Consider the following 12829-nt stretch of genomic DNA (forward strand, 5'->3'; position numbering starts at 1 on the left):
GTCCGGGCAACTCCGGGGCGACCCGTAGCAGTTCTCTCCTGCGGAACCTCTCAGCGTTACGGTTCCGCTCTCTGAAGGCATCGCTGCGTACTAATCCCCTTCATTGTCGTTAAATTACCTATATATGCTTAATCATACCTTTCTTCAAGGGCGGAGTCAACCGGGCGAACGGTACAAACAAAAAGCCCCCGCCGCTCCTAATGAAGAGAGGCGGGGGCTTCCCCGGAAACGGACGGTTACGGAATGTACAAAAGTCTGCCTTCCGATACGTCCGATTCCTCCAAACGGTTGTAGATCAATATTTCGCGAGGATTCAAGCTGTAGCGCGTGGCGATTGCTTCCAGCGTCTCGTCCCTCTGGACGATGCACATCCGGATTTTGCGGAACTCCCTCTCCTCCGACTGCTTGCCGAGGAACAGCGTTTTCCACTCGATTTCGTCGCCCGACGGCTCCCGGACTTCGGCCTGCTCCTGCCGGGCCGTCTCCTCCGCCGCCTGTCTGGCCGCCTGCTCGCGCCGGCTCGTTTGAAGCAGCGTCTGGAAGCCGACGTTCACGCCTTGGCCGCCTTCGTTCTCGGGCTGCTTGACGTTTAGCGCAATACGCAGCTCCTGCTTCTCCGGCTCCAGCTCAGGCTCCGCTTCCTGCTCCTGCTGCAGCTCGAAATACGAAGGAGCTTGCGGGATTTGGTCCTCATCCTGCGATCGCTCCGTCTCGGGCTCCTGCTGCGCTTCTTCCGCGAACGGGGATGAAGCGGAGAGCCAGCTGTCGGCCTCCGGCTGCTCGCCTGTAGCCTCGTTCGCGCGTTCCTCCTCGCCGTTCTGCTCGCGCTGCTGGGGAGGTGATGCAAATAGCTGCGAGGACGACCATACGGTTTCCGGCGAGGCGGACGAGATCGTCACCGCGGCCTCATCCGCTTCGCGCTGGCTTTCGAGATCAACGAAGCTCTCGCTTTCGGCTTCGGTCTCCTCGGGTATGTAAGCCGCTTCCTCATATGCCGGTTCCCGGCCGGACGCCTCCGTCTGCCTTTCGTCGAATGCTTCGCGCTCGTGCACGACCGTGAACGGCTCTTCCCGCCATACTTCATCTTCATCCTGTTCCTGGATAGGCTGCGCCGAGATGCCGCGCAAGGAAAGCACGCCGGTAATGTTCAGCGTTCGGGCGGACAACAGATCGACGTCAAAGTTATCGATTTCGATCGATATATCGTCCAGCCTCGAAATCCGGTTCATCGGCAGCGTAATCTCGACCGGAATCCAATGCTCCAGCGCCAGCGGAGATTCGCTTTCTTTCTGCCCCCGGTATACCCCGCTTAGAAGCAGCTGTCCTTTAAGTACCGCATGGTCGCCTTGGTCGATGACTTGAATGCGAGGGACAAGCTCGATTTCCTCCAGCTCGTCGATCGCCGCGACGTCGTCCGGCAAATGGACGCGCTCATAGACGTCAAACCGCAGTCCGTTCGTTTGATCAGACACGCCACATTCCTCCCTTCTCGTACTGAATGCTTGGGCTAACGTTACATTCACTACTTATCTATATGGTAGGATGGGCAGGAGCATGACTATCATTTTGAACGGCGGATCGCGCTGCGCGCCAGCTTCTCGAGCCAGTCCGGCCAGGGAGCCCGCGCCTCCATTGAGGCGTTTGTCCATGGATGGGGAAAAAGCAGCTTCTCGCCGTGCAGCGCCTGATGCGGCAGCACGCGGGAATCGCCGCCATACAGCGCGTCTCCGAGGAGGGGATGGCCGATATGGCTCATATGCACCCGAATTTGATGCGTCCGGCCGGTTTCCAGCTTCACCCTTACGATCGTGAACTGCCGTCCGTCCGCGATCGCTTCGTAATGCGACACCGCAGGCTCGCCGCCGGCCGAGACGCGCCGCCTGGCGCGGTGATGCCGGTCCTTGCCGATGGGCAGGTCGATCTTCCCCGCAGCCTTGGCGAGGCGGCCTTGCACGACCGCGACGTAATGCCGGTCGATGCGCTTCAGCCGCATCGCTTCGTCCAACCTCCACTGGGCCAGATCGTTTTTGGCGTACAGAACCGGACCCGACGTATCGTCATCGAGCCGGTGGACGTGGCGAATCGTTAACGGATCGCCTTTCTCCAGCATGTGCCTCGCCGCGGCCTCGCCCAGCGTCCCCCGCTGTCCCGGAGAGGATTCGTGAACGGGCATGCCGGCCGGCTTGTGCAGCACGAGGCAGAAATCGTCCTCGTGCAATACGTCCGGCGCCGCCGACCGGGAAGGCTGGAGCGCCATCCGGTAAATCGGATCCGCCTTCGGATCCAGAGGAGGAAAGGCGAGCAGCCTCAGCTTGTCCCCGTTCCATCCGATGCCGCCTATCGAAAACAGCCGGTTAATCCACTTCGCCGGAAACAATGAACGGGCCAGCAGCCACTGCCGCACTTCATGCGGATGGCTGCCGGCCCGAAGCGGGACTGTCTCCGGCCGCTCAGCCGGAGCCCCGGTCCCGCTTGATTCTTCGGTCTCCGCGACGGAGCCGGCAACGAGGCTCGGCCAATCCAGCTCGAGCCATCGACCGCTTCGCTTCGCTTCCCCGAGCATCGTCATGCGCCCGTCCTACAGCCGGGCGAGCGCTCGATCGTGGGCTTCGATCGTCGCGTCGATATCCTCGTTCGTATGAACCGCCGAGACGAACATCCCTTCGAACTGCGAAGGCGCGATGCTGACGCCGAGGTCGAGCATCGCGGCGAAATAAGCCTTGAACCGCTCGAGATCGGATGTTTTGGCCGTCTCGTAATTGATGACGAACGTATCCGTGAAGAACGGGCATACCATCGAGCCGACGCGGTTGATCGTGCTTGCGATTCCGTGCTTGCGGGCATTCGCCTCGAAGCCGAGCTGCAGCCTGACCGCTTGCCGCTCCAGCTGCTCGTAAGTCTCGGGCGTAAGCAGCTTAAGCGTCGTGTAGCCGGCCGCCATCGCGAGCGGGTTGCCCGATAGCGTGCCCGCCTGATAGATCGGGCCGCTCGGCGCGATCAGCTCCATCAGCTCGCGCTTGCCGCCGTAAGCGCCGACCGGCAGTCCGCCGCCGATGACTTTGCCGAAGCACGTCAAATCCGGCGCGATGCCGTATAAGCCCTGAGCGCAGCTGTAACCTACGCGGAAGCCGGTCATGACCTCGTCGAAGATGAGCACGCTGCCGTACTGGGCCGTAATGTCGCGAAGGCCCTGCAGGAAGCCGGGAAGCGGCGGGACGACGCCCATGTTGCCCGCCACGGGCTCGACGATGACGCATGCGATCTCTTCTCCGAACTTCTCGAAAGCCAGCTCTACCGATTCGAGGTCGTTATACGGCACCGTAATCGTATTTGAAGCGACGTGCTCCGGTACGCCCGGGCTGTCGGGCAAGCCCAGCGTCGCCACGCCCGAACCCGCTTTGATAAGCAAACTGTCCGCATGCCCGTGGTAAGAGCCTTCGAATTTTAAAATTTTGCTCCGCTTCGTGTAGCCGCGAGCGAGCCGAAGCGCGCTCATCGTCGCTTCCGTGCCGGAATTCACCATCCGCACGATTTCCACGGACGGCACCCGTTCGATGACAAGCTCGGCCATTGCCGTCTCCAGCTCCGTCGGAGCGCCGAAGCTCGTTCCCTTCTCGGCCGTCCGCTTGATCGCATCGATAACCTCCGGATGGGCATGCCCCATAATAAGCGGTCCCCACGATGCGACGTAATCGATGTAGCCGTTACCGTCGATATCGTAAATGCGGCTGCCTTCCCCGCGGTCCATATAGACCGGATTCAAGCCGACCGATTTGAACGCCCGCACCGGGGAGTTCACGCCGCCCGGCATGACCTGCTTCGCTCTGGCGAACGCCGCTACCGAGCGCTCGTTATTTTTCAGGTTCGATTGTCCGCTCATCCTTTTATCCGTCTCCTCTCAGCCAACGGGCCGCGTCCTTCGCATGGTAAGTGATGATCAGGTCGGCGCCCGCGCGCTTCATGCCGGTCAGCGTCTCGAGCACGATGGCGCGTTCGTCGATCCAGCCGTTTGCCGCCGCCGCCTTCACCATCGAATATTCGGCGCTGACGTTGTAGGCGGCGACAGGCAGATTATACCGGTCCTTAAGCAGACGAATAACGTCCATATAAGCAAGCGCCGGCTTCACCATCAGCATGTCCGCGCCTTCGGCGATATCGGATTCGGCTTCGCGCAGCGCTTCGCGCACGTTGGCCGGATCCATCTGGTACGTCTTCCGGTCGCCGAACTGCGGCGCGGAATGCGCCGCATCGCGGAACGGCCCGTAATAGGACGACGCGTACTTCACCGAATAGGACAGGATCGGCACGTCGCCGAAGCCCGCATCGTCAAGCCCGTCGCGAATGGCGAGCACGAAGCCGTCCATCATATTGGAAGGCGCGATAACATCCGCGCCCGCTTCGGCTTGGGATACCGCCGTTTGAACGAGCAGGTCGAGCGAGGAATCGTTGTCCACTTCGGCGGCGCCCGTCGCTTCATGCACGTGTACGATGCCGCAATGGCCGTGATCGGTGAATTGGCACAAGCAGGTATCCGCGATGACGACAAGCTCCGGCGCCCATTTCTTGACCGCTCTTATCGCCTGCTGCACGATGCCGTTCGCGTCGTACGCCGACGTGCCGAAGGCGTCCTTATGCTCGGGAATGCCGAAGAGCAGCACCGATTGAATGCCGGCCGCGACGACATCCCGAATTTCCTCCTCCAGCAAGTCCAGCGAGAAATGGTACACCCCCGGCATCGACGGGATTTCTTCTTTGATCTGTTCGCCGTGCGTTACAAAAATCGGATAAATAAAATCGTCAGCGCTGAGCACCGTTTCTCTTACCAGGCTCCGAAGCGCCGCCGTTCTGCGCAATCTGCGGTTTCTAACCGTCGGGAAACTCATCTGTTCCTCATCCTTCCTCACGAAGTTTGCTTGTCGCATTGTGCCGGGCAATGGCGCTCAACAGTCCTTCGAGCGTCGAATCGTCGGCTTCGATAGCCGGCCGCAAGCCCGCCTCGGCGATCGTCTGCGACGTAATCGGCCCGATGCTTGCGATCGGGATGTCCGCGAGCAGCTCCGCCGGATTCTCGATCCCGTTTCTCTTCAGCACTTCAAGCAGGTTGGTCACCGTGGACGAACTCGTGAACGTAATCAAATGGATTTCCTTCTCGCGCAGCCACTCGAGCGCCAGCTCGTCCTGCCCCTCGGCTACGAACGTCTCGTACACGTCGATCTCGGTCGGGAGAAGGCCCAGCGCCTTCAGCTCGCGCGGCAGCACCTCCCGGGCCAGATCTCCGCGCGGCAGCAGCACGCGCTCGCCGGGCTTCAGCCGCGAAGCGAGCCGCTCCAGCAAGCCTTCCGCATGGAACTTCACGGGAAGCTCCTCGGCGATCAGCCCCCGCCGCGCCAGCGCTTCGGCCGTCTTCGGACCGACCGCCGCCAGGCTCGCGCCGTGGAACCGTCTCGCGTCGATCCGGAATTTGCGAAGCCAATCGAAGAAATAGTCGACTCCGTTCACGCTAGTAAACATAAGCCAGTCGTATTGCTCGGCCTGCTCCAGCGCCGCTTGTAGCGCCTCGACCGCGGCAGGCTCCGCCGACTCCCTCGTCTCGATGACGGGAAACTCGCACGGCTCGCCGCCGAGCGCCTCGATCCGGTCGGCAAGCTCGCTTGCCTGCGGCCTGGCGCGCGTGACGAGCACGCGCAAGCCGAACAGCGGCTTCTTCTCGTACCACTGCAGCTTCTCGCGCTGCAGCACGACCTCGCCGACGACGATGACGGCCGGCGGCTGGAAGCCGGCTTCCTTCACGACCGTCTCGATCGTCGCCAGCGTGCCGACGACCGTGCGCTGCTCGACCCGCGTCCCCCAGCGAATAAGCGCTACCGGCGTTTCCGGCGCCTTGCCGTGCTTCATCAGCTGATCGGCGATATAGCCGATCTTGGCGACGCCCATCAGAAAAATAAGCGTGCCGGTGGCATTCGTTACTTTGTCCCAATGAATCGAGCGGTCGAGCTTGTCCGGACTCTCGTGCCCGGTAATGATGGATAACGACGATGCCAGGTCGCGGTGCGTAACCGGAATACCCGCATAAGCGGGCACGGCGATCGCGGACGTAATGCCCGGCACGATTTCGAATTCTACCCCGTTGTCGACGAGCAGCTCGGCTTCTTCTCCCACTCGGCCAAAGATCGTCGGATCGCCGCCCTTCAGCCGGGTCACCGTCTTGCCCTGGAGCGCAAGGTCGACGAGCAGCCGGTTAATTTCCTCCTGCTTCATCGTATGGCGGTCCGGCAGCTTCCCAACGTAAATTTTTTCCGTCCCGGGCTTCAAATACCGGAGCAGCCTCGGACTTGCCAGCCGATCGTACACGACGACGTCGCACAGCTTCAAGCATTCGAGCCCCCGCACCGTAATGAGCTTCGGATCGCCGGGCCCCGCCCCGACCAAATATACTTTCCCCTTATTCAACTCGTTATCCCCCAATTTCCGCCAAAATGCGGTCCGCGCCGCGCGAGACGAGCGCCGCCGCCACATCGCGGCCTAGCTGCTCCGGATCCGTCCCGCGCTTCGATTCCTTCAGCAGCGTCTCGCCGTCCGGCGTTCCGACCATGCCGGTCATGCTGAGCAGACGGTCGCCGCCATCCGTGCCGACAATTTCGCAGTACGCGCCGATCGGCACCTGGCAGCCTCCGTTCAGGGCGCCGAGGAAGCTGCGCTCCGCGCGGACCGCAATCTCCGTCTCTGCGTCGTTATACAAGGAGAGCAGCTCGCGGATTTGCTCGTCGTTCCGCCGGCACTCGATGCCGAGCGCGCCTTGCCCCACCGCGGGCAGGCATACGTCTACCGGCACGCTTGCCGATATCCGGTCCTCCCAGCCCATTCGCATAAGGCCCGCGGTCGCAAGCACGATCGCATCGAGCCCCTCCGTCTCCAGCTTGCGGATGCGCGAATCGATATTGCCGCGAATGGATTCCAGCTTCAGATCCTCTCTGGCATGCTTCAGCTGGCTCGACCGGCGCAGGCTGCTCGTTCCGACGCGCGCGCCGCGCGGCAGGTCGGCGAGGCTGCTTCCCTGGCGCATAATGAGGCAATCCCTCGGATCGACGCGCTTCGGGACGGCGCCGTTCATTAGCCCTTCCGGCAGCTCGTAAGGCATATCCTTCATGCTGTGGACGGCAAGATCGATCTCGCCGCTCAGCAGCGCTTGTTCGATTTCCTTCACGAACAAGCCCTTCCCGCCGACCTTCGACAGCGTCACGTCGAGAATCCGGTCGCCCTTGGTCACGATTTTTTTGATCTCGAATTTGTAATCGCAGCCGTGCTCGCGGCTTATCCGCTCAAGATCGTCGATGACTTGACCCGTCTGCGTGAGCGCCAGCGCGCTTTGTCTTGTGCCGACAACGATCACTCGTTGTCCGTTATGCTTCTTCTCCATCATGGTTGCCCCCTGTCTAATCGATGCAGCAGGCCGGTTAGCCACTCGTCGGCATCGATATTGCTACGGTTATGCCGCTGCAACGCCTCTTCCGCGGCCAGCTTCAATACGATCCTTCGTTGCCGCTCGTCCGGAAGGCGGCTGACCGCCTTCTCGCGCAAGCTGCGCAAGCGGGCGGTCACTTGTTCATATTCCGGCCCGTAGCGCTCTGCCAGCTCCGTCTTGATCAACTGGGATAGCGCCGGACTCGCGCCCGACGCGGTGACGGCAAGCAGCAGATCGCCCCTGCGGACGACCGACGGCGAAATAAACGTTCCCCGCTCCGCCTCGTCGGCCGCGTTGACCAGCGCGCCGTGCCGCTCGCCGTCGGCGGCGATCGCCGCGTTGACGCGCCTGTCGTTCGTGGCCGCGAACAGCAGCCAGGCGCCGGCGCTATCTGCCTCCTCATACTCCCTAAGCTCCGTCCGGATGACGCCTTCCTCCGCCAGCTTCCCGATCGCCGGCGTAACGTCGGGGCTGATTACGGTCACTTGATCGGCGCCCGCTTCGAGCAGGCCGAGCAGCTTCCGCTGCGCCACTCCGCCGCCGCCTACGATGACGCAGCGCTTGCCGCGCAGCTGCAGTACGACCGGATAATATCCATTCATGAGAATAACCTCCGCCGCCGTTAGTGAAAAGATGAAATCGAGTTCGCGAGCAAATTCAAAATCAACGTCCCGAAGGCGAGCATGTAAAGCCTGGCCAGCTGCTGCCCCGGCCGCTTCAAGCGCGCCCGCTGGTACACGTAGATGACGTACATCGTCAGCGTCGCGCAGGAGGTGACGACCTTCCAGTCGAAGAGCAGCGACGCCCGCCCCTCGACGAGTACCGACGTGACGGCGATCGCGAGCGACATCGCGAGCAGCGGCACGCCGATTATGACCGCGCGGTCCCCGTACCGCTCGATCAGCTCGAGGCTCGGCAGCCGCCTGACGAAGCTCGTCCAGCGCTTCCGCTTCAATTGGTTATGGAGAAACAAATACATGCCCGCGAACAGCGCCCCGATGGTCAGCGCCGCATAAGCGCACAGCACAAGGCTGATATGTATGTACAGAAGCTCGCGCGTCGTCCTCCATACCGCAAGCGACTCGCCGCCCCCTTGATTGCTGTACAGGTTGAGGGCGAGCACCGCGAATCCGATGACGTTGACGAAAAAAACGACGAAATCGATTTTGATGAACCGGCTGATGACGAGCGAGATCGTAATCAGCAGCCAGGTAAAGCCTAACCAGTATTCAAACGGGGTGACGGCGGTCATCTGCAGGTGGGACGCGATGCGCCAGATCAGGTAGCCGGTTTGTAATACCCATACAAAAATAAGCAGCCCTGCTCCTATCCGTTTCGCTCTCAGACTCGCGTTCATGAAGTCGGAGAAAAAAAACAGTAGGCTCAGGGCGTAAATGTAAAGTATCGCATCGTATAGCCAAGTTTGCGTCGCCATAGTTCCTCCACATTGCGGCCCTCTATCTTGTAATAGGTGCTAACACCACCGAAGCTGCATGGGTTTGAACGTTTTTCTTTTTTGCCGCAACGACAGTTTCTGCTGCCGCGTCAAGCTCGGCTTGGCGCGTCTTAGCAAGCTCATCCTCCAGCGCGAACAGCTTGACGAACATATCCATCGCTTCGTCCGCCCGCTTCTCGCCGGCCATTTCCTTAATGCGCAAAATCGGATCCTGCATCATTTGATTGACGATGCTCTTCGTCAGCTTGCGGATGACCTTCAGCTCGTGCTCCTCAAGGTCCGGCAACTTATTCATGAGACTGTTCATCGTCCCCTCGTGAATGTCCGCCGCCTTCGTCTGCAGCGCGCGGATCAGCGGAACGACGCCAAGCGTCTTGTACCACTGCTCGAACAGCTCCATCTCTTCGCTGATCATGGCCTCGATCTTGGCCGCTTCCTGGCGGCGATGCTCCAGATTGCTCTCCACGATGCCCTCCAGGTCGTCGATGTCGTACAGAAATACGTTCTCGACCGCCGCGATGGACGGATCCAGATCGCGAGGAACCGCGATATCGATCATGAACAGAGGCTTCGCCTTGCGGCGCCGCATCGCTTCCGAGACCTGCCGGCGCGTCAGCACGTAGCCGTCCGAGCCGGTGGAGCTAATAATGATGTCCGCTTCGTGCAGCTTATCGGCGGCCTCGTCCATCGACCAGGCGATCCCGTTAAACTTGTCCGCGAGAGCAGCCGCCCGCTCGAAGGTCCGGTTCACGACGATGACCCGCTCCGCGCCGTTCGCGTACAGATGCTTCGCCGTCAGCTCGCCGGTTTCGCCGGCGCCGATGACCATAACCGTCTTCTTGCTGAATTGTCCGAAAATCCGCTTGCCGAGCTCGACGGCCGCGTAGCTGACCGATACGGCCGACTCGCCGATCGTCGTCTCGGTATGCGCGCGCTTCGCCATCGTCAGCGCCTGCTTGAACAGCATGTTGAACAGCGTTCCGGTCGTTTTCTGCTGCTGGGCCAGCAGAAACGCGTTCTTGACTTGACCGAGAATCTGGGTCTCGCCGATCACCATCGAATCGAGCCCGCTCGCCACGCGGAACAGATGGTCGATCGCCTTATTATCCTCGTACATATATAAATGGTTCGTAAACTGCTGCCGCGGCAGGTTGAACCACTTCTCCATGAAGCTCCGGATATAATGTCCGCACAAATGATGCCTGTCAACGACTGCATAGATCTCCGTTCGATTGCAGGTCGCTACAATAACACATTCCATGATGCTTTGTGTCTGCATGAGCTGTGTCAGCGCATCGGGCAAATCCCGTTCCGCGAACGCGAATTGTTCTCTCACTTCTACGGGAGCCGTCCGGTAATTCAGTCCGACTGCGATAATGTGCATGCGCGGTCACCTGCCTCCTTCTTTACTGTGTATGATCCGTCGATGTTAACGATAAGTATATCACAATTCGACATTCAGATATTATTCATTTATGAATAATATTTGAAAAGTACAACCTCATTATTCCCTATTGTTACAAAGAAATAACCATGGACGCCGGGCCCATGGTTACATCTCACGTTCATTAATTAACGCTCTTAGACGAGCTCGATTTGTTTCATCTTTGGTTCTTCGACTTGCAACTCGCCCATTCCGCGCACCAGCTTCTTCGCGTAGGCTTGCTTCGGCTTCAGTACAGCGAGCATGTAGTCGATCGCAAGCTGAGGATCAACGGTTTCACCGCAGGTATAGCAGTCCAGTGCGGCAAAGCCTCTCTCAGGATACGTATGAATCGAGAGATGACTCTCCGACAGCAGCACGAGCACGGTTGCTCCTTGAGGTTCGAATTGTTTCGCTTGAACGGACAATACGGTTGCACCACAAGCTTCAGCAGCTTCTACCATGTGTGATTGCAAAAATTCAGCGCTGTTCAGTAGATCGAAGTCTACTCCCCAAGTGTCAACAGCAACGTGTCTTCCGAAAGTTGAGTATTCCATCTTTCGGTTCCCCCTTCCTAGGAATAAAATGTTTGAAAAATTTCATCCGCTAGGACCTACGTCATTCACTTCTCGAGGGATTAATCTCTCGCAACATAACTATGTCCTGAGTGAATCCTGGTTCCTATTATTCTGTTCAACAATGTTTTCAACGAGAATAAAAATAACATCTATCCGTGATAATTGCAACCCTTTTTTTTCGCGAGGTGCGATTTGGCATTTCCGCCGCAGTCCCGTATACAATGTATGAGCATACGGCTTATCCCGCAACGCTTTTTTCCGGTCAGCCCGCCATATTATTTTTCGTGTCCGATTCGCTGAATACCGAGATATGATCCACTTTGCCGGTCGACTCCGGGATAACGAATTTCAATTGGAATTGCTCGTTGATCTCGTAGGCGTATATGTCGTCCGAGCCGTTAACCGTTTCCTTGTCGGCCTTGCCGAGAGCCGCTTCGATATCCTTCAGCGTAATCGAATGAAGCTCGTCCGCATAAGCTCTTATATCGAAGACGATCATCCCCTTGTTGTACCCGAAGGTAATGCCTTTCTTCTCGTAAGCCGCATAAATGCCCTTGCCGGCCGTTTCGTTCGTGTCCGGCTTGCCCCATGCCTTCTCGATCTCGTCGAAGAGGGCCGTATGAGCGGCATATTCGCAGCCCGGAACCTTGCCTTTCTTCGCCAACTCGACGAGCTCGCCGATCGTCACGGCGCCCTCGGAGGGCACTTCGCCGCCGTTGCCCGTATCGCTGCCCGGCGTATCAAGCCCGCCCGAGGGCTCGTCTGCAGGCGGCGCGCTAGGCTCCCCGCTTGGCTCGATGCTTGGCTCGATGCTCGGTTCGGTGCTGGGCGCTTCCGATGCAGGCGGCTGGACGTTCGGCTCGTCGCCGCTGCACGCGCCTAGTGATAAGGCGAGCGCGAAGATAATGCCCGCCGCGAATGGTTTGAATCGTCTCGATTGTTTCATTTCGTTCACTCCTGTCTGTCTGGTACGGTAGTCGTTACCTACAGGTGTAACCGGCTGGCGCCGTCCTTTGGAGGCATACGCTCGTTTCGCGATGAAATATAAGCTAATTTATAAGTGCAAAGCTTATAACTGCTTATATTTTAAAAACCGCTCTCTATTACTAACCGCTTCGCGCTTCGATTTGTTGCAGCTCTCGGCCATGAAAAAAATGAGAAAAAAAGAGGAGCCGCTTCAAGCAGCTCCCCGATTTATAAAATTCGTTACGCCTCGAGTATGAATAATTTCCGCGTTAACTCCGTTAAACGCTCGTCGATTTTGACGATTTCGGCGGCTTCGCCCGCTTGGTTGCGCAGGTCGAGCAGCTCGTTGACCGCGCTGTTGATCAGGTCGATCTCCCGCTCGATCAGCCGGCTTCGGAATACCCGCTCCAGCTGTCCGCGCGTATCCTTGAACTCGAATACGATGCGGTCGCCCGATTGGGAGCTTTCGACGATTTTTTCGACGGTGCCGTTCCTATAATGATAAATCATCGTATAATGGCTGTAGATTCGGTTGACGATCGCGCTGCCGCGGAAAGCCGACACCGCTTTGCGCATGGCATTGGTAAGTCTTGGCCCAACAAGACGGCAAGAAAGTACGCATACATAATAGTCTTTTTGACGTTCGAATGTCAGTCGGACTTCTTCCCTCCCTGCTACGTCTTCGAGAACGAGCTCCTGGTTTCCATTGTCGAGCACAAGCACCTCTAGGCGCAATTGCTGCTCTTCGAACAATCGGATAAACTTCGCCATCTCTTCATTCGTCAATTGCAGTTTGGCATTTACATACTCCGTGGCTAGCCGCTTAGCCATAAAAAATCTCCTCAATTCTTTGAACTTGCATGCTTTGGTCTTAAGTATATTATACGTGATCAAAGCTTTTTATTCCTGCCGTCCAGCGCCGATATTTACGCATATTCCACAAA

General features: G+C 58.7%; 12 protein-coding genes and 1 other annotated feature (1 of these 13 cut by a window edge). All 12 genes read right to left on the reverse strand.

Annotation, left to right across the window (positions count from 1 at the left end):
* Nucleotides 1-113, reverse strand: a binding site (T-box leader); it reaches 128 nt to the left of the window's first position.
* Nucleotides 114-236: 123 nt separating this feature from the next.
* Complete coding sequence (locus IDH41_RS31985; RefSeq protein ID WP_190863407.1) at nucleotides 237-1472, reverse strand: LysM peptidoglycan-binding domain-containing protein; 1236 nt, start codon at nucleotides 1470-1472, stop codon at nucleotides 237-239.
* An 89-nt stretch (nucleotides 1473-1561) separates the two neighbouring features.
* The gene (locus tag IDH41_RS17925) at nucleotides 1562-2569 is read right to left on the reverse strand and encodes an RluA family pseudouridine synthase (protein ID WP_223829824.1); all 1008 of its coding nucleotides are present in this window, start codon (nucleotides 2567-2569) and stop codon (nucleotides 1562-1564) included.
* 9 nt (nucleotides 2570-2578) lie between these two features.
* Nucleotides 2579-3880, reverse strand: a complete 1302-nt coding sequence (hemL, locus tag IDH41_RS17930; protein WP_190863409.1) for a glutamate-1-semialdehyde 2,1-aminomutase — start codon at nucleotides 3878-3880, stop codon at nucleotides 2579-2581.
* A gap of 4 nt (nucleotides 3881-3884) precedes the next feature.
* Nucleotides 3885-4883 carry a porphobilinogen synthase gene (gene hemB, locus IDH41_RS17935; protein WP_190863411.1) on the reverse strand — a complete coding sequence of 333 codons (999 nt, stop codon included), beginning with the start codon at nucleotides 4881-4883 and terminating at the stop codon, nucleotides 3885-3887.
* Nucleotides 4884-4890: 7 nt separating this feature from the next.
* Complete coding sequence (cobA, locus tag IDH41_RS17940) at nucleotides 4891-6450, reverse strand: uroporphyrinogen-III C-methyltransferase (RefSeq protein WP_223829825.1); 1560 nt, start codon at nucleotides 6448-6450, stop codon at nucleotides 4891-4893.
* A gap of 4 nt (nucleotides 6451-6454) precedes the next feature.
* Nucleotides 6455-7420 carry a hydroxymethylbilane synthase gene (hemC, locus tag IDH41_RS17945; RefSeq protein WP_397328158.1) on the reverse strand — a complete coding sequence of 322 codons (966 nt, stop codon included), beginning with the start codon at nucleotides 7418-7420 and terminating at the stop codon, nucleotides 6455-6457.
* Nucleotides 7417-8064: a precorrin-2 dehydrogenase/sirohydrochlorin ferrochelatase family protein gene (locus tag IDH41_RS17950; protein ID WP_190863416.1), complete on the reverse strand. Its 648-nt coding sequence runs from the start codon at nucleotides 8062-8064 to the stop codon at nucleotides 7417-7419. Before IDH41_RS17950 ends, hemC begins: the two co-directional genes overlap by 4 nt.
* Before the next feature lie 20 nt (nucleotides 8065-8084).
* Nucleotides 8085-8897 carry a cytochrome c biogenesis protein CcsA gene (gene ccsA / locus IDH41_RS17955; RefSeq protein WP_190863418.1) on the reverse strand — a complete coding sequence of 271 codons (813 nt, stop codon included), beginning with the start codon at nucleotides 8895-8897 and terminating at the stop codon, nucleotides 8085-8087.
* Nucleotides 8898-8919: 22 nt separating this feature from the next.
* On the reverse strand, nucleotides 8920-10302 hold the full coding sequence (hemA, locus tag IDH41_RS17960) for a glutamyl-tRNA reductase (RefSeq protein ID WP_190863419.1): 1383 nt from the start codon (nucleotides 10300-10302) through the stop codon (nucleotides 8920-8922).
* A 197-nt stretch (nucleotides 10303-10499) separates the two neighbouring features.
* Nucleotides 10500-10898 carry an adenosylmethionine decarboxylase gene (gene speD / locus IDH41_RS17965; protein WP_190863421.1) on the reverse strand — a complete coding sequence of 133 codons (399 nt, stop codon included), beginning with the start codon at nucleotides 10896-10898 and terminating at the stop codon, nucleotides 10500-10502.
* Between the two features lie 283 nt (nucleotides 10899-11181).
* Nucleotides 11182-11865 (reverse strand): DUF4309 domain-containing protein, encoded by a 684-nt coding sequence (locus IDH41_RS17970; protein ID WP_190863423.1) that lies wholly within the window; start codon nucleotides 11863-11865, stop codon nucleotides 11182-11184.
* A 260-nt stretch (nucleotides 11866-12125) separates the two neighbouring features.
* Nucleotides 12126-12716 carry a non-ribosomal peptide synthetase module gene (locus IDH41_RS17975; protein WP_190863425.1) on the reverse strand — a complete coding sequence of 197 codons (591 nt, stop codon included), beginning with the start codon at nucleotides 12714-12716 and terminating at the stop codon, nucleotides 12126-12128.
* Between the last annotated feature and the right edge of the window lie 113 nt (nucleotides 12717-12829).

It is taken from the genome of Paenibacillus arenilitoris, from assembly GCF_014705655.1.
Taxonomy (GTDB): Bacteria; Bacillota; Bacilli; order Paenibacillales; family Paenibacillaceae; genus Pristimantibacillus; species Pristimantibacillus arenilitoris.

Bases quoted from the DNA above. Each gene is read 5' to 3' on its own strand.
- IDH41_RS17950 (WP_190863416.1), bottom strand. From the start codon at position 8,064: ATGAATGGATATTATCCGGTCGTACTGCAGCTGCGCGGCAAGCGCTGC.
- speD (WP_190863421.1), bottom strand. From the start codon at position 10,898: ATGGAATACTCAACTTTCGGAAGACACGTTGCTGTTGACACTTGGGGA.
- hemA (WP_190863419.1), bottom strand. From the start codon at position 10,302: ATGCACATTATCGCAGTCGGACTGAATTACCGGACGGCTCCCGTAGAA.
- IDH41_RS17970 (WP_190863423.1), bottom strand. From the start codon at position 11,865: ATGAAACAATCGAGACGATTCAAACCATTCGCGGCGGGCATTATCTTC.
- hemC (WP_397328158.1), bottom strand. From the start codon at position 7,420: ATGATGGAGAAGAAGCATAACGGACAACGAGTGATCGTTGTCGGCACA.
- IDH41_RS17925 (WP_223829824.1), bottom strand. From the start codon at position 2,569: ATGACGATGCTCGGGGAAGCGAAGCGAAGCGGTCGATGGCTCGAGCTG.
- IDH41_RS17975 (WP_190863425.1), bottom strand. From the start codon at position 12,716: ATGGCTAAGCGGCTAGCCACGGAGTATGTAAATGCCAAACTGCAATTG.
- hemL (WP_190863409.1), bottom strand. From the start codon at position 3,880: ATGAGCGGACAATCGAACCTGAAAAATAACGAGCGCTCGGTAGCGGCG.
- ccsA (WP_190863418.1), bottom strand. From the start codon at position 8,897: ATGGCGACGCAAACTTGGCTATACGATGCGATACTTTACATTTACGCC.
- hemB (WP_190863411.1), bottom strand. From the start codon at position 4,883: ATGAGTTTCCCGACGGTTAGAAACCGCAGATTGCGCAGAACGGCGGCG.